General features: G+C 64.7%; 18 protein-coding genes. 10 read left to right on the forward strand and 8 right to left on the reverse strand.

Annotated features, from left to right (window positions below):
* Nucleotides 1-35 precede the first annotated feature (35 nt).
* The 5 genes from lptB to BGP02_RS10880 form a co-directional block, all read right to left on the reverse strand.
* Nucleotides 36-806 (reverse strand): LPS export ABC transporter ATP-binding protein, encoded by a 771-nt coding sequence (gene lptB, locus BGP02_RS10860; protein WP_026131715.1) that lies wholly within the window; start codon nt 804-806, stop codon nt 36-38.
* A gap of 25 nt (nt 807-831) precedes the next feature.
* Nucleotides 832-1,530, reverse strand: a complete 699-nt coding sequence (gene lptA, locus BGP02_RS10865) for a lipopolysaccharide transport periplasmic protein LptA (protein ID WP_150562278.1) — start codon at nt 1,528-1,530, stop codon at nt 832-834.
* Nucleotides 1,527-2,186, reverse strand: a complete 660-nt coding sequence (gene lptC, locus BGP02_RS10870) for an LPS export ABC transporter periplasmic protein LptC (RefSeq protein WP_017232645.1) — start codon at nt 2,184-2,186, stop codon at nt 1,527-1,529. The genes lptA and lptC overlap by 4 nt, the downstream gene beginning before the upstream one ends.
* A gap of 23 nt (nt 2,187-2,209) precedes the next feature.
* Nucleotides 2,210-2,695 carry a KdsC family phosphatase gene (locus BGP02_RS10875; RefSeq protein WP_051060087.1) on the reverse strand — a complete coding sequence of 162 codons (486 nt, stop codon included), beginning with the start codon at nt 2,693-2,695 and terminating at the stop codon, nt 2,210-2,212.
* 107 nt (nt 2,696-2,802) lie between these two features.
* The gene (locus BGP02_RS10880) at nt 2,803-3,783 is read right to left on the reverse strand and encodes a KpsF/GutQ family sugar-phosphate isomerase (RefSeq protein WP_017232643.1); all 981 of its coding nucleotides are present in this window, start codon (nt 3,781-3,783) and stop codon (nt 2,803-2,805) included.
* Nucleotides 3,784-3,988: 205 nt separating this feature from the next.
* On the opposite strand from BGP02_RS10880, the gene BGP02_RS10885 reads away from it, so the two are divergent.
* The 10 genes from BGP02_RS10885 to purU all read left to right on the forward strand — a co-directional run bounded on the left by BGP02_RS10885 (nt 3,989) and on the right by purU (nt 16,059).
* Nucleotides 3,989-5,971, forward strand: coding sequence for a monovalent cation:proton antiporter family protein (locus BGP02_RS10885; RefSeq protein WP_286798485.1), 1,983 nt, complete (start codon nt 3,989-3,991; stop codon nt 5,969-5,971).
* Nucleotides 5,972-6,163: 192 nt separating this feature from the next.
* Nucleotides 6,164-6,715 (forward strand): adenine phosphoribosyltransferase, encoded by a 552-nt coding sequence (locus BGP02_RS10890; RefSeq protein ID WP_174966532.1) that lies wholly within the window; start codon nt 6,164-6,166, stop codon nt 6,713-6,715.
* Nucleotides 6,716-6,790: 75 nt separating this feature from the next.
* Nucleotides 6,791-7,405 carry a LysE family translocator gene (locus tag BGP02_RS10895; RefSeq protein WP_286798487.1) on the forward strand — a complete coding sequence of 205 codons (615 nt, stop codon included), beginning with the start codon at nt 6,791-6,793 and terminating at the stop codon, nt 7,403-7,405.
* Nucleotides 7,406-7,488: 83 nt separating this feature from the next.
* Entirely contained in the window at nt 7,489-8,244 is a 756-nt protein-coding gene (locus BGP02_RS10900) for a DeoR/GlpR family DNA-binding transcription regulator (protein ID WP_017232639.1), read from the forward strand.
* Nucleotides 8,245-8,566: 322 nt separating this feature from the next.
* Nucleotides 8,567-9,487, forward strand: coding sequence for a phosphonate ABC transporter ATP-binding protein (phnC, locus tag BGP02_RS10905; RefSeq protein ID WP_150562282.1), 921 nt, complete (start codon nt 8,567-8,569; stop codon nt 9,485-9,487).
* Nucleotides 9,488-9,503: 16 nt separating this feature from the next.
* Nucleotides 9,504-10,472 carry a phosphonate ABC transporter substrate-binding protein gene (phnD, locus tag BGP02_RS10910; protein ID WP_017232637.1) on the forward strand — a complete coding sequence of 323 codons (969 nt, stop codon included), beginning with the start codon at nt 9,504-9,506 and terminating at the stop codon, nt 10,470-10,472.
* A gap of 173 nt (nt 10,473-10,645) precedes the next feature.
* On the forward strand, nt 10,646-11,452 hold the full coding sequence (gene phnE, locus BGP02_RS10915; RefSeq protein ID WP_017232636.1) for a phosphonate ABC transporter, permease protein PhnE: 807 nt from the start codon (nt 10,646-10,648) through the stop codon (nt 11,450-11,452).
* 167 nt (nt 11,453-11,619) lie between these two features.
* Nucleotides 11,620-14,109, forward strand: a complete 2,490-nt coding sequence (locus BGP02_RS10920) for a GcvT family protein (protein ID WP_286798488.1) — start codon at nt 11,620-11,622, stop codon at nt 14,107-14,109.
* Between the two features lie 146 nt (nt 14,110-14,255).
* Complete coding sequence (locus BGP02_RS10925) at nt 14,256-15,107, forward strand: NUDIX hydrolase (RefSeq protein ID WP_017232634.1); 852 nt, start codon at nt 14,256-14,258, stop codon at nt 15,105-15,107.
* A 79-nt stretch (nt 15,108-15,186) separates the two neighbouring features.
* Nucleotides 15,187-16,059, forward strand: a complete 873-nt coding sequence (gene purU / locus BGP02_RS10930) for a formyltetrahydrofolate deformylase (protein WP_017232633.1) — start codon at nt 15,187-15,189, stop codon at nt 16,057-16,059.
* 8 nt (nt 16,060-16,067) lie between these two features.
* Here purU and BGP02_RS10935 read toward each other — a convergent pair whose 3' ends face one another.
* The 3 genes from BGP02_RS10935 to BGP02_RS10945 form a co-directional block, all read right to left on the reverse strand.
* Nucleotides 16,068-17,438 carry an MFS transporter gene (locus BGP02_RS10935; protein ID WP_017232632.1) on the reverse strand — a complete coding sequence of 457 codons (1,371 nt, stop codon included), beginning with the start codon at nt 17,436-17,438 and terminating at the stop codon, nt 16,068-16,070.
* Between the two features lie 367 nt (nt 17,439-17,805).
* Complete coding sequence (locus tag BGP02_RS10940) at nt 17,806-18,252, reverse strand: DUF488 domain-containing protein (RefSeq protein ID WP_261939294.1); 447 nt, start codon at nt 18,250-18,252, stop codon at nt 17,806-17,808.
* A 166-nt stretch (nt 18,253-18,418) separates the two neighbouring features.
* Entirely contained in the window at nt 18,419-19,552 is a 1,134-nt protein-coding gene (locus BGP02_RS10945) for a 2-aminoethylphosphonate--pyruvate transaminase (protein WP_286798489.1), read from the reverse strand.
* Nucleotides 19,553-19,867 lie beyond the last annotated feature (315 nt).

Below are 19,867 nucleotides of genomic sequence, written 5' to 3' on the forward strand. Positions count from 1 at the left end.
TATCGGAGGCAGGGTTTACATGCGAAAAATTTGCTTTACATCCGGAAGTTTTCGCCCAGATATACGCGCCGCACGCTTTCGTCGGCCACGATCTGGTCGGGCGTGCCGGCGGCGAGCACCGAGCCTTCGCTGATGATGTAGGCGTGATCGCAGATGCCGAGCGTCTCGCGAACGTTGTGGTCGGTAATCAGGACACCGATGCCACGATCTTTCAGAAAACGCACGATTCGCTGGATTTCCAGCACGGCGATCGGATCGACGCCCGCGAACGGTTCGTCAAGCAAAATGAAGCGCGGTTGCGTGGCCAGGGCGCGGGCGATTTCCACGCGGCGGCGTTCGCCGCCCGAGAGCGACATCGCCGGATTTTCGCGCAAATGGCTCACCTGCAACTCGTCGAGCAGCGCTTCGATGCGTCGGTCGATCTCGTCGCGCTTGAGCGGCTTGCCGTGCGCATCGAGCTGCAATTCGAGCACCGCCCGGATGTTGTCTTCGACCGTGAGCTTGCGGAACACCGACGCTTCCTGCGGCAGGTACGAGACGCCCATGCGGGCGCGCTCGTGAATCGGCAGCTCGCTGATCACGTTGCCGTCGAGCTGGATTTCGCCGTCGTCGGCGGGCACGAGGCCCACGATCATGTAGAACGATGTCGTCTTGCCCGCGCCGTTCGGGCCGAGCAGTCCCACGACTTCGCCGCTCTTCACATCGAGCGAGACGTCCTTGACAACAGTACGGGCACCGTATTGTTTCTTGAGCGAGCGCACCACGAGCGCGCTCGGCTTGCCCGATTGACCGTCGCCCGGATGGATCGTCGAGGCGTTGCTATTGGCAGAATTACTCACGCGGATTCCCGATGCTTTTGGAGGGAGACAGCGGCGGCAGATCGCCCTTGGGCGCGGCCGCCGGCTTGCTCGCGCCGCCGGCGCCTGGCTGGTTCGCGCCAGTGGCATTGCGCGGGGCGAGCGTGGCGCGCACGCGGCCGTTCGGATTGTTGGCGTTGACCTGATCGGCACCGCTGTTGGCGGTATAGACCTCGTTGTACGTGTCGTACGTGATCACGCTACCGTGAATTTCGTCGAGCACCCTCGTGCCGCCGGCCAGGCGCTTGAGCGTGGCTTGTGTGGTCAGCGTGGCGACTTCGGTCTTGCCGTTGTAATAGATCGTTTGGCCCCAGCCGTCGATGTATTCGTCCAGGCCGTCGCGCTTCTGGCGCATGTAGGCGAGCGGGCCGCCCGGCTTGTAATAGGCCGTGGCGTACTGATAGCCCTCTGGATCCTGAGTCACTTCGACGCGATCGGCCTTGAGGAGAATCGTCCCCTTGGTCATCGTCACGTTGCCGGTGAAGATGTTGACCTGCTTGAGGTCGTCGTAGCTCATGTGATCCGACTCGATGTTGAGCGGCTTGTCGCGGTCGGCGCGTTCGGCATGGGCGAGCGGCGACGCGAGGGCGCCGAGCATGGCGAAGGCGGCGGCCAGTGCGCGCAGGCGACGCAGCGACAGGGAGACGGGGCGCGGTTGGCGGCGATCGGTCATGGGGTCTTGGGGCCCGGTTTGGTCTGGAGTGGCGCGCTCGGCGCGGCGGCCGGTGCCGGGCGATTGCCGCCCAGTTCCGCCGGCTGGATCGTGCCGTGAACATTGCCGAGCAATTGTACGGCGCGCGAGATGTTATTGAAAATCATGCCATCGCCGTACATCACGGAAGCACCGCGGAACAGCTGGACTGGCAATTCCGTGCGCACGATGTCGTCGTTGACGAGCACCTGGAAGTGCTGGGACAGCGCCCGCATTTGCGGATCGCGCGGTCCGGCCTGACGTACCACGACCGCGTCGTCGTACAGATCGACGACGGACATGTCGGCATTGAGCGTGCCGCGTTTGCTCGTGGCGGTCACTTCCGGTTGATTCGGCGTGAACGCGCGGACGGCGGGCATGGTCATGGCCGTGGTCTGGTCGTCCTCGTAATGCGTCATGTGCACGGCATTGACGCGGTATTGCGTGAGGCCGGTCGCCGACAGGGTGGAGATCACCATGTCGTCGGCGAAGTAATCCGGAATGTGCTGCTTTACATACGGCGCGCGGTCGGCGTCAGACGGCAGCGTGCGTTGCACGAGCCAGTAAGTGCCGGCGGCCAGGCCGGCCAGCACGACGATGGCGACCAGCGAAGCGGGTGAGAGGCGTTGAGTGGCCATGGATGATCGGCTTCCTCGACGCGTCAGGCGAGCGCGTCGGCGAGCAGGGCGTCGTAACGTCCCTGGGCACGCAGAATGAAGTCGCACAGCTCGCGCACGGCGCCTTCGCCGCCGCGCGTGGCGGCAACCCAGTGGCAGCGTGCCCTGACTTCGGCATGGGCATTGGCCGGGCAGGCGGCGAAGCCCACGCGGCTGAGGATCGGCAGATCGGGCCAGTCGTCGCCGATATGGCCGCAAACCTCGCTCGTCACTGACACCTTGGCGCACAGGTCTTCGAATGCGGCGCGTTTGTCCTGCACGCCTTGATAGACGTGTGCGACACGAAGATCGGCCGCGCGTTTGGCGACGATCTCGGACTGGCGTCCGGTGATGATGGCCGTGACGATGCCGACCTCGGCGAGCAGCTTCAGGCCGTGGCCGTCGAGCGAATCGAAGGTCTTGATGACTTCCCCGGCCGGTCCGTAGCGCAGGCCGCCGTCGGTGAGGACACCGTCGACGTCGAACACCATGACACGCAGGCGAGCGGCGCGCGCAGCGGCGTCGGTCACGTCGGTCGCATCAAGCGGGGCGGAACGAGTGGGTTGGGCGATGCTGGGCTGATTCATGGGCAAGCGGCTCACACGACCTTGGCGGCGAACAGGTCGTGCACGTTGAGCGCACCGACGAGGCGGTCGTTCTCGGTCACGAGCAATTGCGTGATGCCGAAACGTTCCATCAGTTCGGCGGCTTCGGCGGCGAGTTGATCGGGGCCGATGCTGCGCGGTCCGGCCTTCATGACGTCGGCCAGCGTGAGCGTGGTGAAATCGAGCGTACGCTTGAACAGGCGGCGCAGGTCGCCGTCCGTGAAGATGCCCACAACGCGATCGTCGGCATCGACAATGGCCGTCATGCCCAGACCCTTGGCGGTCATCTCCAGTAGGGCATCGGACAGGCTGGCATCGGCGCGCACGCGCGGAACGCGCTCGCCGGTGCGCATGACATCGCGCACGAACGTCAGCAGACGTCGACCGAGCGCGCCGCCCGGATGCGACCGGGCGAAGTCCTCGGCGCCGAAACCGCGCGCGTCGAGCAGCGTGACGGCAAGCGCATCGCCCAGGGCGAGAGCGGCCGTGGTGCTGGCGGTCGGTGCGAGGCCCAGCGGGCAGGCTTCTCTGTCGACGTGCGCGTCGAGGTGCACGTCGGACAGGCGCCCCAGGCTGGAGGCGGCGTTGCCGGTCATGGCGATGAGCTTCGCGCCGATGCGCTTTATCATCGGGAGAATGCTGACCAGTTCCCCCGTCTCGCCGGAGTTGGACAGGGCGACAACGACGTCGTCGGTCGTGATCATGCCCAGGTCCCCGTGGCTGGCTTCGGCCGGGTGAACGAAGAAGGCGGGTGTGCCGGTGCTGGCGAACGTGGCGGCCAGTTTGCGGCCGATGTGGCCCGATTTGCCCATTCCGGTGACGACCACGCGCCCGCGGCAGGCGAGCAGCAGAGAAATCGCTTCGAAGAAGCTGTCGTCGAGGTGCGCGGAGACGCGTTCGATGGCGTCGGCTTCGGTGCGCAACACCTCCCGGGCGACCTCGAGTGCCCGGCCTGGATTGATTTTCGCTATCATGCGCGAAGTATATCAAAACGCACGCGGCGCCGAGGACAGCCGCGCCAGGCTTGGACCTGCACCGTTCGAGACCACCCAGGAAGCGGCCCGGTGCCTCGTCGGAGACCACTGCGCCAACTCTATCTGGCACGGCACTTGCATAGCAAGTACCGCGTTCGGTCAGACCGCCAGCATTCAGATTCACTCAGGAAACCCACCTTAGCCGATGGCATCACCGCTCGAACTCACTCTTGTCCTGCTGTTTGCCGCCTGTGTCGGGGTGGTGTTGTTCCGCATGCTTCATCTGCCGCCGATGCTCGGCTACCTGAGCGTGGGCATCGTGATCGGCCCGCACGCGGTCGGGCTGGCCGCCGACACCCAGCGCGTGCAATACCTCGCGGAGTTCGGCGTTGTCTTCCTGATGTTCTCCATCGGCATCGAATTTTCGCTACCGAAGCTCAGGACGATGCGCCGGATCGTGCTCGGGCTGGGCGTATCCCAGGTCATGGGAACGCTGCTCGTGGCGGTGGGACTGGGGGCGCTCGTCAACCTGTTCTGGTCGTTCTCGTGGCAGGCATCGGTGGCGCTGGGCGGCGCGTTGGCCATGTCCTCGACGGCCATCGTCACCAAGATGCTGGCGGAGCGGCTGGAACTCGAGACGGAGCACGGCCGCAACATCATGGGGGTGCTGCTGTTCCAGGATCTGGCAGTCGTGCCATTGCTGATCGTGATCTCGGCACTGGGCGGCAACCCGAAGGCGCTGGTCCTGGCACTGTCGCTGGCCGCGCTCAAGATTAGCGGGGCGCTCGCGCTGCTGCTCTGGATTGGCCAGAAACTGGTCGGACGCTGGTTCCACATCGTGGCAGCGAGGCGCTCGCAAGAGCTGTTCATGCTCAATCTGTTGCTGCTCACGCTCGGATTGGCCTACGTCACCGAGAACCTTGGCCTGTCGATGGCGCTTGGCGCGTTCATTGCCGGCATGCTCATCGCCGAGACGCCGTTCCGCCATCAGGTGGAAGACGACATCAAGCCATTTCGCGACGTGCTGCTGGGGCTGTTCTTCATCACGACCGGCATGCTGCTCGATCCGTCTATCGTGGCGCAGCAGCCGCTGCTCGTGCTGCTGTTCTTCGTTGGCCCGCTGGTCGTCAAATTCACATTGATCGCGGGGCTTGCGCGCCTGTTCGGCAGCCCGCCCGGCACGGCGATCCGCACCGGCCTGGGCCTGGCGCAGGCGGGCGAATTCGGTTTCGTGCTGCTCAATCTGGTGATCGACCGGCACCTGCTCGACCCGTCGCTTTCGCAAGCCGTGCTCGCGGGCATGCTGCTCTCGATGCTGTGTGCGCCGTTTCTCATCATCAACGCCGACCGCATCGCGCTGCGCTTCGTCGCCAATGAGTGGATGATGCAGTCGTTGCAGATGACCAAGATCGCCACGCAGAGCATCAAGACGTCGGGCCACGTCATCATCTGCGGCTACGGCCGGTGCGGCCAGAATCTGGCGCGCATGCTCGAACAGGAGGGCATCGGCTATGTGGCACTCGATCTCGACCCCGATCGGGTGATGGAGGCGGCCAGCTCCGGCGAGACGGTCGTCTTCGGCGACGCCGCCCGGCGCGAGGCGCTGGTCGCGGCCGGGATTCACCGCGCCGCCGGCATCGTGGTGACCTACGACAGCACCCCGGCCGCGTTGAAGGTGCTCTCGCAGGTGCAGGCGCTGGAGCCGACATTGCCGGTGGTCGTGCGCACGGTCGACGACACCCACATGGACGAACTGATCGCGGCGGGCGCGACCGAAGTCGTGCCCGAGATCGTGGAGGGCAGCCTGATGCTGGCGTCGCATGCGCTGGTGCTCCTGGGCGTGCCGATGCGCCGCGTGCTGCGCCGGGTGGCGCAGGCGCGTAACGAGCGTTACAGCCTGCTGCGGGGTTACTTTCACGGCCTCGACGACGAGGACGAGGGCGGCGAGCGCGAGCAGGTCAGGCTGCAATCGGTGCCGCTCACGCTTCACTCGGACGCGGTCGGGCGCACGCTCGGCGAACTCCGGCTCGACAAGCTCGGCGTGACCGTCACGGCCATCCGTCGGCATGGCATTCGCGGGGTCGAGCCGGTGTCGGAGACGCGTCTGATGGCCGAGGACATCGTGGTGCTGCGCGGATTGCCCGACAAGCTGGTCGCCGCGGAGGCGCGTCTGCTCGGCCACGAATAGACGACCACGAGTCGACGGCCAGACCGTGAAGCGGGCGCGCTGTCGGGGCGCGCTGTCGGGGCGTGCTGCTGGGGCGTGCTGCTGGGGCGTACGTCGTGCGCCGGGCGGCGCTGCCCGCTCGGTCGCGGGGCGTCGGGCGATTTTTGGCATAATGTGGCGTGTTTCCCCCTCAGTATTCCAAGAAGGATCCCCGTGCAGATCGACGAGTCCCCTGCCGCCTATATCAAGAGCCAGATTCGCACCGTGCCGGACTGGCCCGCGCCGGGCGTGCAGTTTCGCGACATCACCCCGTTGCTCAAGAACCCGCGCACCTTGCGGGTGCTCATCGATGTGTTCGTGCACCGCTACATGACGCAGCGTCCCGATTACATCGCGGGTCTCGACGCGCGCGGCTTCATTCTCGGTTCGATCCTGGCCTACGAGTTGAACATCGGCTTCATCCCCATTCGCAAGAAGGGCAAGCTGCCTTATCAGACGGTCGCGGAGGAGTACGAACTGGAATACGGCAGTGCAACGGTCGAGATCCATGCCGATGCCTGCGGCCCCGGCGACCGCGTGCTGCTCATCGACGACCTGGTCGCCACGGGCGGCACGATGCTCGCCGGCAAGAAGCTGCTGGAGCGCCTGGGGGCAACGGTCATCGAAGGGGCGGCCATCGTCGACCTGCCGGAACTGGGGGGCTCGCGCCTGATTCGCGACGCCGGATTGCCACTGTTCCTGCTGTGCTCGTTCGAAGGCCATTGAACCCGGTTGCCTGAGCGGACGCTTTGCCGCGTTCCCACCCCTCATCATCCCCATTACCCCACTTCGGACACGCCGATGCCCAATCTCTGGCTGTTCTTGCTGACCTCGGTGGCGATCACGCTTGCGCCGGGGCCGGACAACATGCAGGTCATCGCGCGCGGCATTGCGCAGGGCCGTCGGGCGGGGCTGGCTGCGGCCGCCGGTTTCACGTCGGGATGTCTCTTCCACACGAGCATCGCGGCCATCGGCCTGGCCGCCGTGCTGCGTTCGTCGCCGTGGGCCTTCGAGGGGATCAAGCTCGCGGGGGCCGCCTATCTGATCTGGATCGGCATCAAGGCGATACGCGCGCGCGGCGCGCTGGCGTTGGCCAACGAGGCCGCGCCGCAACCGCTCGGGGCCGTCTTTCGTCAAAGCGTGCTGGCGAATATGCTCAACCCCAAGGTCACGTTGTTTTTCCTGGTGTTCCTGCCTCAGTTCGTGAGTGCCGACACGGCCCATCCCGGCGCGCAGATGCTGTTGCTCGGCCTGGTGTTCATGGCGCAGACCATTGTCGTGTTCAGCGCGTACGGATGGTTCGCTGGCGTGCTGGGCACGTGGCTCAAGCGACGCCCCGGGGCAGGGCGCTGGCTCGACCGTGTCGCCGGCGCCATCTTCATCGGCCTGGGCTTGCGCGTTGCGCTACAGGCATAGGACGCACGCGCGCCCTCGCATGAGTGGCAGCGGCCGCGCCGATGCCTTCCAGGAATTCGTAGTCCCACCGACATTGCCAGATCATGCTTGCCGAACAACGCCAACAGTACGTGCTTGAACAACTTGCCAAGACCGGGGCCCTCGCGATCAGCGATCTCGTGCGTGAGCTGGGGGTGTCGCGCGAGACGGTGCGCCGCGACCTCAACACGCTCGCCGCGCGCGGGCTGCTGCTCATGACGCACGGCGGCGCGCTGGCCGCCGATCGCAGCGAACCCGACTGGACGCTGCGCGAGAACGTCAACGCCGTGGGCAAGCGGGCCATCGGCATGCGCGCGGCGGAACTCGTACCCGATGGGGCGTCGGTGATCATCGACTACGGTACGACCACACGGGCGGTGGCGCAGGCGCTGCTTGCAAAGCACCGGTTGCGCATCTACACGAACGACTGGCAGATCGCGCGATTGCTGGGCCGTCATCACGACAATCAGGTGACACTGCTCGGCGGCGAGCTGCAGGACAACGAAGATGCCGTGCAGGGCTGGGATGCCATCAACCAGATATCGCAATACCATGCCGACTTCGCATTCATCGGCGTGGGCGGCGTGACTGAGGACGGTGGCATTACCGACTTCAACCGCGCGGCCGCCGAGCTTCGCGCGCGCATGCTGCTGTGTGCGAACATCTCGGCCGTGGTGGCGGACCACACCAAGTTCGGGCGCGTGACGCCCGTGCGTATCCGCCATTTCGAGGCGGCTCGCTACCTCATCAGCGACGCCGCGCCGCACAAGAGCATGCTCGCCCAACTGCGCGCTCGCGGCCCGGAACTCCTCATCGCGTAAATGTGTAGACAACATCGGCGCTCGACCCCGAGGCCGATGACGTCGCGCCCCGTTCGGCGTGACGTCGGCGCGCGCGCATCCCTGCGTGCCGTGGCGCAGAAAACGTTGTTAACTCATTGACCCAATAAGGATTTTTAACGCCCATCGAAAAGCTCATCGATTGTCACTGTCTTGTCATCGGCACTTCTTAGACTGCTGTCACTTTTGGCACAAATTGCCACAAAACAGCTAGTCGAGCGATGCGGGCGACGTGCTCCCAGCCTGGGGCGCGGTTAGCGGGAATGCATCGGATCCGACCGGCGAGTCGATTGACAGGTGACCCGTGGACGAAGCAATTCGAATCGAGCGACTGACCAAGACTTTCGGGGGCGGCCGCCGTGCGCTCGACGAGGTGGCGCTTACCGTGATGCCGGGCGAAATGGTCGCCCTGATCGGGGCGTCGGGCTCGGGCAAGTCGACGCTGATGCGTCACATGGCGGGTTTCGTGGCGGCCGATCTGCAACCGGGCGGTATCGACATACTCGGTCGTCCGATTCAGCGCGACGGCCGCATCGTGCGCGAAGTGCGCCAGATTCGTCGCGACATCGGGTTCGTCTTCCAGCAGTTCAACCTGGTGGGCCGCATGCCGGTGATGACCAACGTGCTGACGGGTCTGCTCGCGCGCGTGCCGCTGTGGCGCAGCCTGCTGTTCCGCTTCACGCCGGCCGAGCGTCAGGCGGCGATGGCGGCGCTCGCGGAGGTCGGCATCGCCGATCTGGCGTTCCAGCGCGCAAGCACGCTCTCGGGCGGTCAGCAGCAGCGCGCGGCGTTGGCGCGCACGCTGGTGCAGGGCGCGAAGATCATTCTTGCGGACGAACCGATTGCTTCGCTCGATCCGGAGTCGGCCCGCAAGGTGATGGACATGCTGGCCCGCATGAACCGCGATCACAAACTGACGGTCGTTGTCTCGCTGCATCAGGTGGATGTCGCCATGCGTTACTGCGTGCGAACCGTCGCCCTGCATCAGGGACGCGTGGTGTATGACGGCCCGTCCGCGGCGCTCACGCCCGACCTGCTGCGCCGTCTTTATGGCGTGCAGGCAAGCGAACTGCTTAACGACCGCGTTGACCCGGTCGATCACGTTGACCATGTGGAAGGCGCCGACGACAGCGACGCTGCCGACGCCTCTCCGCGCGCAGCCGGCCCCGCGCCGGCCAATGCGCAAGCCCCATTCCTCACCTCGATGTCCCTCAGTCTGACCTGACCAGGAGCTTGCTCTCATGAAACTTTGGAAAACCCTGCTGGCCGGCGCGGCCATGCTTGCCTCGGTGGCGGCAGTGCACGCGCAGGAAATCAATTTCGGCATCATCTCGACCGACTCGAGCGCGGCACTGCGCCAGCGTTGGCAGCCGCTGATCGACGACATGGAGAAGCAAACCGGCATCAAGGTGACGCCGTTCTTCGCCACCGACTACGCCGGCGTGATCGAAGGCATGCGCTTCAACAAGGTGCAGCTCGCCTGGCTGGGCAACAAGGCCGCGATGGAAGCCGTGGACCGCTCGCAAGGTGAAGTCTTCGCGAAGATCATGTACGCCGACGGCACCGAAGGCTACTACTCGCTGCTGATCGCGAACAAGGCGAGCCCGTACAAGACGCTCGACGACGTGATCAAGAACGGCAAGAAGATCAACTTCGGCCTGGGCGATCCGACCTCGACGTCGGGCACGCTGGTGCCGGGCTACTACGTGTTCGCGAAGCACAACATCGATCCGCGCACGTACTTCAAAACCGCGCGCAGCTCGAATCACGGCGCGAACCTGATGGCCGTGCTCAACAACCAGGTCGACGTGGCCACCAACAACACCGAAGAAATTGACAAGCTCGAGGCAACGCAGCCGGAGAAGGCCAAGCAGGTGCAGGTGATCTGGAAGTCACCGCTGATCCCGTCGGATCCGCTGGTGTGGCGCAAGGACCTGCCGGACGCGACGAAGAAGAAGATTCGCGACTTCTTCCTGGCGTACGGCAAGGACGCACATGAGAAGGAAGTGCTGAAGAACATCTACAACTACGGCGGCTTCCGTGCGTCGAGCAACGCGCAACTGCTGCCGATCCGCCAGCTCGAGCTGTTCAAGCAGAAGCAACAGATCCAGTCGGATGCCAACCTCGATGCCGCCAAGAAGCAATCGCAATTGACCGACATCGACAGCAAGCTCGCCGCGCTCGATCAGGAAATGAGCAAAACGAAGTAAGCGCCTGATTGCCTGGGCGTGGAACGACACAATGTCACAGGGCGGCGCACGGGCGTTGCTCTGTGATCGGTGACGGCGGGCCAGGTCATCTGGCCCGCCGTCACCTCTGATGACCTCTGTGGTCCGATGATTTTCCGGTCGATGCTGCACCGGCTTGCCTTGTGGTACACGACATGAACACCAGCGTATCCCTCACTGCAAATGGCCGCCTGCCGGGCGAGCCGCCCAAGCGCTCATGGCTGACGTTGATCGGCTGGGGCGCATTCTTCCTGATCCTGGTGTGGTCGTGGGGCGGCGCCGATATGCGTCCGCTCGATCTGATTCGCGATTCCGGCAACATGAGCCAATTCGCGCACGATTTCTTCCCGCCCGATTTTCACGACTGGCGCGTGTATGTCCACGAGATGCTCGTGACCATTCATATCGCTGTCTGGGGCACGGTGCTCGCCGTGGTGTGCTCGATTCCGATGGGGTTGCTCTCGGCGTCGAACATGGTGCCGGCGTGGGTGTACCAGCCGGTGCGTCGCGTGATGGACGCCTGCCGCGCGATCAATGAGATGGTCTTCGCGATGCTCTTCATCGTGGCGGTAGGGCTTGGCCCGTTCGCCGGGGTGTTGGCGCTGTGGGTGCATACGACGGGCACGCTCTCGAAGCTGTTCGCCGAAGCGGTCGAAGCGATCGATCCGCGCCCGGTCGAGGGCGTGCGGGCCACCGGGGCGCGCGCGATCGATGAAATTCTTTACGGCGTGCTGCCGCAGGTCATGCCGCTGTGGATCTCGTACACGTTGTACCGCTTCGAGTCGAATGTGCGTTCGGCGTCGGTGGTCGGCATGGTGGGCGCGGGCGGCATCGGCGTGGTGCTCTACGAAGTGATCCGAAGCTTCGAGTACGCGCAGACCTGTGCCGTGATGCTCATCATGATCGTGGTCGTCACATGCATCGACGTGTTTTCGGCCCGTGTGCGCAAGCATGTGATCTGATCGTCTCGCCGCGTCCATCGCGTCAATCCGCAAAGGGCACTTGGGTGCCCTTTGCTTTTCCCTGACGGCAGCCGCCTCGCGACGGCGCCGAGTCCCACACAGCGGCCAATGTCGATCGCCCGGGCCGTGACGTCGTTCCCGGCGCGCGGCCAAACCGGAGCCTCCTCATGCCCTCAGCATTGCCCACTCAAGCTCGCGTCGTCATCGTCGGTGGCGGCATCGTCGGCTGTTCGGTCGCCTATCACCTCGCCAAACTGGGATGGACGGACGTCGTCCTGCTGGAGCAGGGACAGTTGTCGTGCGGCACGACGTGGCACGCGGCGGGGCTGGTCGGCCAGTTGCGCTCGCAGGAGAGCATGACGAAGCTCATCCGCTATTCGACGAAGCTCTACAGCGAACTGGAAGCGGAGACGGGGCTCGCCACGGGCTGGAAGGCATGCGGGTCGTTGTCCGTGGCACGCACCCAGGCGCGCATGACGCAACTCAAGCGCACGGCGGCGGTGGCGCGTGCTTATGGCGTGCAGTGCGACGTCGTCTCGCCGCGCGAGGCCGGCGAACTCTGGCCGGTGATGCGCACCGACGATCTCGTCGGCGGGGTGTGGCTGCCGGGCGACGGCAAGGCCAACCCGACCGATCTCACGCAAGCGCTCGCGCGCGGCGCGCGCAACCGTGGCGTGCGCATCGTGGAGAATACGCGCATCACGGCGATTCACACGGCGTCGCCTGGCGGGATTCGCACGGCGACGGGGGTGTCCTGGTGCAATAAAGACGGCGAAAGCGGACGCATTGCCGCGGAGATCGTCGTGAACTGCGCGGGGCAATGGGCCAAGGCCGTGGGTCGTCTGTGCGATGTGAGCGTGCCGCTGCATTCGGCCGAGCATTACTACATCGTGACGGAACGGATCGCGGGCGTGCATCCGGATCTGCCGGTCATGCGCGACCCGGACGGCTACATCTACTTCAAGGAGGAAGTCGGCGGTCTCGTGATGGGCGGCTTCGAGCCGAACGCCAAGCCGTGGGGCATGAACGGCATTCCCGAGAATTTCGAATTTCAACTGCTGCCCGACGACTGGGACCAGTTCGAGATCCTCATGGAGAACGCATTGATGCGTGTGCCCGCGCTCGAGACGGCGCAGATCCGGCAGTTCTACAACGGCCCCGAGTCGTTCACGCCGGACAACAACTTCATGCTCGGCGAAGCGCCCGAGCTGCGCAATTTCTACGTTGGCGCGGGCTTCAATTCGATGGGCATTGCGTCGGCAGGCGGGGCCGGCATGGCGCTGGCCGAGTGGATCGTCGCGGGCGAGCCGACGATGGACCTCTGGCCCGTCGACATCCGCCGCTTTGCTCGATTCAACGGCAACGATACCTGGCTGCATGATCGCGTGAAGGAAACGCTCGGCCTGCACTACGCCATGCCGTGGCCAAATCGCGAACTGGACACGGCGCGGCCGTTCCGTCGCTCGCCACTGTACGCGACGTTGCTCGCCAAAGGCGCCTGCTTCGGCAGCAAGATGGGCTGGGAGCGGCCGAACTTTTTCGCGCCGTCGCTGGAGCAGGCGACGATCGATTACCGCTTCGGTCAGCAGAACTGGCACGCGTGGAGTGCCGCGGAGCATCGCGCGTGCCGTGAGGCCGTCGCGCTGTTCGACATGAGTTCTTTCGCGAAACTGCTCATCAAGGGCCGCGATGCCGAGCGCGTGCTGCAAGCGTTGTGTACCAACGACGTGGCCGTGCCGCCCGGGCGTACCGTCTACACGGGGATGCTCAACGAGCGCGGCGGTTACGAATCGGACTTCACACTCACGCGACTCGCGCCCGATCAATACCTGATGGTCACCGGTTCGGCGCAGACGACCCGTGACATGGACTACCTCGAACGGCGCATTGCCCAGCAGCCCGACGATCCGCGCTGTACGGTCGTCGACGTCGGCGGGCAATACGCGGTACTGGCGCTCATGGGACCGAATTCCCGCGCGCTGTTGCAGCGGGTGTCGCGAGCGGATTTTTCCAACGAGGCGTTTGCGTTCGGCACGAGCCAGGAAATCGATCTCGGCTATGCCACGGTGCGTGCCACGCGCCTGACCTACGTCGGCGAACTCGGTTGGGAGCTGTACGTGCCCGTCGAGTTCGCGGTGGGCGTCTATGAAACGCTGCACGCGGCGGGCGCCGCCTTCGGGTTGAAGGATGCGGGCTACTACGCCATCGACTCGCTGCGTATCGAGAAGGGCTATCGTGCCTGGGGACGAGAACTGACGCCTGACACGAACCCGGTGCAAGCGGGGCTGACGTTCGCCTGCAAGCTGGCCGGCGGTCTCCCGTTTGTCGGCCGCAAGGCGGTCGAGCTGGCCAAATCGACGGGGGTCCGCCGCAGGCTTGTGAGCGTTGTGCTCGACGGGGCGAGCGACAGGATGCTCTGGGGCGGTGAGGCGCTGCTTCGCAACGGCGAGCCGGTCGGCTTCCTGTCGTCGGCCGCGTATGGGCACACGATCGATGCGCCCGTCGGGCTCGCCTATCTGACGAATCCCAACGGCGTCGTGTCTGTCGAATACGTGGAAACGGGCCGCTATCAGGTCGATCTCGCGGGCGATCGGCTCGACGCCCGAGTGCAACTGCGCGCGCTATACGACCCGAAGGGCGAGCGCGTGAGCGCTTGAACGGGCGAGCCTGTCGCGGTGGGGCGCGACGACGATGCAGGCCGCCGCGACACCGGAGGCGGGCGGACTCGCCGCCGCTTCTGTAAAATGCCGCTTTTGCCTCGATTTCGCGCGTCTCCGACGGGGGCGCGTCCGGTCTCTGACGTATGCCTTTTGCTTGTATTGCGGCGGCGCGCCGCTTCGACGACACCGCGCATCTGCCGCTCGTGATCGGTTCGCAGCGTTATGGGTGGGTTCGCCGTCGCGACGCCGAGTCGCTGTGCCGTTGGCCCGACGTGTTCGAGATCAGTTCACTCGCGGTGCGGATTCATCCGCGCCACGATACCTGCGAAGCGCGCACGGCGGCGCTGGCGCCGGTGATCGAGGCGCTGGCGGCCGAGGGACTCATCACGGGTTGGCGCAATGAGCGCTATGCCATCCGGCAACGGCTCTATGACGCGCCGCTCGCGTGGATCGAACGCGCGGCCTCGCGCTTTTTCGGCACGCGCACGTTCGCCGTGCATGTGAACGGCTACGTGCCGGCCCGCTTCGTGGGCGAAGCACCGAAGCTCTGGATTGCGCGGCGCAGTGTGCTCAAGGCGACCGATCCCGGTTGTCTCGACAATACGGCCGCCGGGGGCATCGGCAATGGGATTGGCGTGGGCGACACGCTCGTCAAGGAGTGCTGGGAAGAGGCCGGCATTCCGGCCCATCTGGCGAACGACGCGCGGCCTGGCCGCACGCTGCATATCCTCGCGGAAATTCCGGAGGGCGTGCAGTCCGAGCAGATTTTCGTCTACGATCTCGCGCTGCCGCGCGGCTTCGTGCCCGAGAATCAGGACGGCGAGGCGAGCGCGCACTGGCTGTGCTCGGCCGGCGACGTGCGCGAGGTGATCGCGCACGGCAAGATGACCGTCGACGCGAGCCTCGCCAGTCTCGACTTCCTGCTGCGCGAGGGCGCCATTCGCACCAAGGACTGCGCCGGAATCGAGGCGTTGTTCAAGCCGGCGGACGAATGATCGAGGCCATTGGACGCACGTCCATCGATACCGATTTCAACACTGCAACGACATTGCAAGCCTTTGCCCAGGAGCAATCATGGCACCGATCGAAAATAGCTACATTCTGAAGTTGTCCTGCCCGGACCGTCCTGGCATCGTCCACGCGGTGGCCGGTTTCCTGGTCGAGCGCGGCGGCAACATTCTCGACTCGGCCCAGTTCAACGATCGCTTCACCGGCGGCTTCTTCATGCGCGTGCATTTCCAGCAACTGCCGGGCCAGAGCGATCTGGTCGCGTTGCAGCGCGACTTTGCCCCGCTCGCCGTGCAGTATGAGATGCAATGGGAGTTGGTCGACGCCGCGATCAAGCCGCGCGTGATGCTCATGGTCTCGAAGATCGGTCACTGCCTGAACGATCTGTTGTTCCGCTACAAGACGGGCCAGCTCAACATCGAAATCCCGGCCATCGTCTCGAACCACAAGGATTTCTACCAACTGGCCGCGAGCTACAACATTCCGTTCCATTACCTGCCGCTCATGAACGCAACGCCCGAATCGAAGGCGGCGCAGGAAGCGAAGGTGTATGAACTGGTGCAGGACAACGACATCGATCTGGTGGTCCTCGCGCGCTACATGCAGGTGTTGTCCAGCGATCTGTGCGAGAAGCTCGCAGGCCGCGCGATCAACATTCACCATTCATTCCTGCCGAGCTTCAAGGGCGCGAAACCGTACTATCAGGCGTTCGACCGTGGCGTGAAGCTGATCGGGGCGACGGCGCACTACGTGACGTCCGATCTCGACGAGGGTCCGATCATTGAGCAGGAAGTCGAGCGCGTGGACCACACGATGGACCCGGAGCAACTGACCGCCATCGGGCGCGACGTGGAATGTGTGGCGCTGGCGCGCGCCGTGCGTTATCACGCCGAGCATCGCATTCTGCTCAACGGCCACAAGACAGTGATCTTCCGCTAAGCGACGCGCTAGGTGCGCCGCGCCAGCTCACTGCCGGCATCGCGCGCAAGCCGCGCAATCGAAATCGTCGAACTCACGGCAATCAGCCCGACCACCAGGAACGCCCACGGGAAGTCGACGTCGATCACATGATCGCGCCCGTGCAGCCACGACGACGTCTGCAACACGGCGGCGCCGATGGTGATGCCCAGCGTGAGCGACACCTGTTGGGCGACGCTGGCCAGGCTGGTTGCCTGACTCATGCGCGGCGCCGGCACGTCCGCGTATGAAATGGCGTTCAGGCTCGTGAACTGCAACGAGCGGAAGCATCCGCCAAACAGCAGCGTGCCGAGAATCACCAGATGCGACGTCTGCGCGGTGAACAACCCGTAGCCGCCGAGCGTCGCCGACGCGATCAGCGCGTTCGTCATCAGCACGCGGCGAAAACCCCAGCGTTGCAGAATGCGTAGCGAGAGCGTCTTCATGAACATCGCGCCCGCGGCCGAGATGAACGTGAGCGCGCCCGATTCCATCGGCGTCATCCCGAAACCCAGTTGCAGCATCAGCGGCAGCAGGAATGGCGTGGCGCCGACGCCAATGCGAAACAGCGTGCCGCCCGCGACACCGGCGCGGAACGTGGGGATGCGAAAGAGGTCGAGCCGCAGCAGCGGATGCGCGAGCCCCTTCGCATGACGCAGGTAGGCCACGAGCAACGCCGCACCGATGGCGACGAGTCCCAGCGCGAGCGACACAGGGATCAGATGGCGGCCGATGGTGGACAACCCCAGCATCAGGATCGAGAGTCCGAGGCCCGACAGCACGAAGCCCCGGATGTCGAGCGGCGGCACGTCGTCCTCATAAAGATCGGGAATGTACTTCGTTGCAAGAACGAAGCCGAGCACGCCGATGGGGATGTTGATGTAGAAGATCCAGCGCCAATGCCAGTACGTGGTGATGAAGCCGCCAAGCGGCGGGCCGAGCACCGGGCCGACCAGCGCGGGGATCGTGAGGTAATTGAGTGCGCGCACCATGTCGCGCTTTTCCACGGACTTGAGCAAGGCGAGGCGTCCCACCGGCACCATCATCGCACCGCCCATGCCCTGGATGAAACGCGCGATCACCAGTTCCGGCAGCGTGCTCGAGATGCCGCAGCAGATCGAGCCAAGCACGAACACGCCGATGGCCGTGCGAAAGACATTGCGCGTGCCGAAACGATCGGCAATCCATCCGCTGATCGGAATGAAGACCGCGAGGCTGATGAGGTAGGTCGTGAGCGCGAGCTTGAGCGTGATCGGGCTCTCGCCGAGATCTTGCGCAATCAACGGCAACGAGGTGGACAACACGGTGGAATCCATGTTCTCCATGAACAGCGCGCAGGCAACGATCAGTGGAACAAGCATGAGGCATGACGTTGCCGTCGCGGCAACCGGGTAAGCAAACGAAGAACGACTCGACACACGAGCGGCGGTGCGTCAGCGGGGGGCAATCGATAACACGGCGGTGCGCCGGTCATCGCAGGCTCGATGGCGGCGCAGTGAGGGTTATAGCAAACTTCTCCGCGGTCCGCGCCGGTCGCGTGCAGCGCCAGGCGTCATGCGGGTTTTCACGGAGCCCGCGCCGGGCAACATCGTTTTGGAGGGTGGAATGCGGTGTTGCACCACAATACGTTGTTGTATCTATCGAAACGCGCGGTCGATCGTTGCATGCTGGCGGTTGCAGCGACGCCGGCAACGACACCAGCGTCGATGCCCTCGCAGGCGTTCGAGCCTATCGCGATGTCAGGAAGTCGCGCAGCACGTCGAGGTGCGTGTGCGCATCCTCCTCTTCCAGTCGATGGGCTGCGGTGAGCAACGTGATGGGGCCTTCGGTCAATCGCGTGCGCAGGTCTGTGAGCGTGGCGTTTCGCTCGGCGTCGAGCGCGGCGAGTTCATCCAGATAGCGTTGGCGGAATTCGTCGAACTGCTCGGGATGCTGGTGAAACCACTGGCGCAGCGGCGTGCTCGGGGTGGCGTCCTTGGCCCAGAAGTCGATTTGCGCCTTGGCCTTGGCGAGACCGCGGGGCCAGAGGCGATCGGCGAGCACGCGTTGGCCGTCGGCAGCTTCGGGGGCATCGTATACCCGCTTGAAGCGAATCTCGGGAAGTTTGGCGCCGCGCTTGCGAGCGGGGTTGGCTTTGACCGGCGGGGCGGCGTCAGGTGTCTTCGACGACGGCATAGGCGGCGACCTCGGAGCGTGGGAGCGCAAGCGCGCGACACCCGAGAGCTTACCCGAGGCGCCCGAGGCCGGCGAGTGCCGTGCTCGTTCGGCGACGCCGAGTTGCGTCGCCGAACGTGAGGGCCGTCGAGAACGCCGCGCCCTGCATGCGTCGGCGGCCACCCCATCACGCTGCGCGCGTGAGGGGCGCGACTTGCCGAATGCCGAGCGACGCCAGCGACTGCCCGATCGCCGTGACGACGTTGCGCATTTCGTTATCGTCCACGGCGCCAATGCAGCCCACGCGAAACGTGTCGATCTGCGTGAGCTTGCCGGGGTAGAGGATGTAACCCCGTTCGCGCACCGCCGCATAGAACGTCTGGAAATCGTACTTGCTGTCGGCGGGCGCGTGGAACGTCACGATCACGGGCGCCTGAATCTCCGGCGCGAGGAACGGCCGGAAGCCCAGCGACGCCATCCCCTCGACCAATGTCCGGCAGTTCTTGCGGTAGCGTTCGCCGCGAGCCGGTTGGCCGCCCTCGGCGAGAAACTGATCGACGGCCGCGCGCAGGGCCGCGACCACGTGCGTTGGCGGGGTGAAGCGCCATTGCGTGGTCTTCTGCATGTATGCGTATTGGTCGTGCAGGTCCATCGCCAGCGAATGGCTGTTGCCGCCGCTCGCTTCGAGCACTGACCGCCTGGCGATCACGAAGCCCATGCCCGGCACCCCTTCCAGGCATTTGCCGCTCGCGGCGACCAGCGCGTCGAACGGCATCGTTCGCACGTCGATGTCCAGCGCGCCGAACGAACTCATGGCATCGACGATCAGCCCTTTACCGTGCCTCTGGCAGACGTGTGCAATATCCGCGAGCGGATTGAGGACCCCCGCGCCAGTTTCCAGATGGACCTGAGCAACGTGCGTGATCGACGGATCGCGCGTGAGCGCTTCGTCGATCGCGATGGCACTGGCCGCCTGATCGTCGGGAATGGGCAGGGCGACGGCGTCGCGCCCGAGATAGCGACAGATCTTGAGCAGGCGCTGGCAGTACGCGCCGTTGTCCGGCACGAGAATGCGTGCGTCGCGCGGCGTGAGCGTGCCGATGGCCGCTTCGACCGAGAACGTGCCCGAGCCTTGGAGCGGGACGCAGACATGCGTGTCGCCGCCCTGCACGATGTCCACGAGATCGCGGCACAGCGACGCGGTGACGCGGTTGAACTGCGCGTCCCACGAGCCCCAGTCGCGCAACATGGCCTGCCGCGTCGCCGGCGACGTGGTGAGCGGGCCGGGGGTGAGCAGAATCGGTTCCTGACCAAGAATCATGACCGCCTCCTATCAAGCGGGAAAACAAGCTGCGTTCGGTAAACACCTCGGCGAGGCGATGTGTTGCATATTATTGGCAAATTATGTCGTTTTATTGAAACCGCTGAGGTGTTGTCATCTGTTCGTCAAATACCTCAAATAGTATGGAAACCTTTGATTGGGATAGGGTTTTGTCGTCGCTGCGCGCAACGTTGTTCAGCGGTTCTGCGCAATCTCTGGGAAATGGCGAGTGCAATTTGTTGACAATCTACAAATCGTTGTGCTTGAATAGTCAACAACACAAATAGTCGCGTAACGCCACAAATTGCCAATGAT

It is taken from the genome of Pandoraea sp. 64-18, from assembly GCF_001899225.1.
In the GTDB taxonomy this organism is placed as follows: domain Bacteria; phylum Pseudomonadota; class Gammaproteobacteria; order Burkholderiales; family Burkholderiaceae; genus Pandoraea; species Pandoraea cepalis.

Bases quoted from the DNA above. Each gene is read 5' to 3' on its own strand.
- lptA (WP_150562278.1), bottom strand. From the start codon at position 1,530: ATGACCGATCGCCGCCAACCGCGCCCCGTCTCCCTGTCGCTGCGTCGC.
- lptC (WP_017232645.1), bottom strand. From the start codon at position 2,186: ATGGCCACTCAACGCCTCTCACCCGCTTCGCTGGTCGCCATCGTCGTG.
- BGP02_RS10875 (WP_051060087.1), bottom strand. From the start codon at position 2,695: ATGGTGTTCGACGTCGACGGTGTCCTCACCGACGGCGGCCTGCGCTAC.
- BGP02_RS10880 (WP_017232643.1), bottom strand. From the start codon at position 3,783: ATGATAGCGAAAATCAATCCAGGCCGGGCACTCGAGGTCGCCCGGGAG.
- BGP02_RS10885 (WP_286798485.1), top strand. From the start codon at position 3,989: ATGGCATCACCGCTCGAACTCACTCTTGTCCTGCTGTTTGCCGCCTGT.
- BGP02_RS10895 (WP_286798487.1), top strand. From the start codon at position 6,791: ATGCCCAATCTCTGGCTGTTCTTGCTGACCTCGGTGGCGATCACGCTT.
- BGP02_RS10900 (WP_017232639.1), top strand. From the start codon at position 7,489: ATGCTTGCCGAACAACGCCAACAGTACGTGCTTGAACAACTTGCCAAG.
- phnD (WP_017232637.1), top strand. From the start codon at position 9,504: ATGAAACTTTGGAAAACCCTGCTGGCCGGCGCGGCCATGCTTGCCTCG.
- phnE (WP_017232636.1), top strand. From the start codon at position 10,646: ATGAACACCAGCGTATCCCTCACTGCAAATGGCCGCCTGCCGGGCGAG.
- BGP02_RS10920 (WP_286798488.1), top strand. From the start codon at position 11,620: ATGCCCTCAGCATTGCCCACTCAAGCTCGCGTCGTCATCGTCGGTGGC.
- BGP02_RS10925 (WP_017232634.1), top strand. From the start codon at position 14,256: ATGCCTTTTGCTTGTATTGCGGCGGCGCGCCGCTTCGACGACACCGCG.
- purU (WP_017232633.1), top strand. From the start codon at position 15,187: ATGGCACCGATCGAAAATAGCTACATTCTGAAGTTGTCCTGCCCGGAC.
- BGP02_RS10935 (WP_017232632.1), bottom strand. From the start codon at position 17,438: ATGCTTGTTCCACTGATCGTTGCCTGCGCGCTGTTCATGGAGAACATG.
- BGP02_RS10940 (WP_261939294.1), bottom strand. From the start codon at position 18,252: ATGCCGTCGTCGAAGACACCTGACGCCGCCCCGCCGGTCAAAGCCAAC.
- BGP02_RS10945 (WP_286798489.1), bottom strand. From the start codon at position 19,552: ATGATTCTTGGTCAGGAACCGATTCTGCTCACCCCCGGCCCGCTCACC.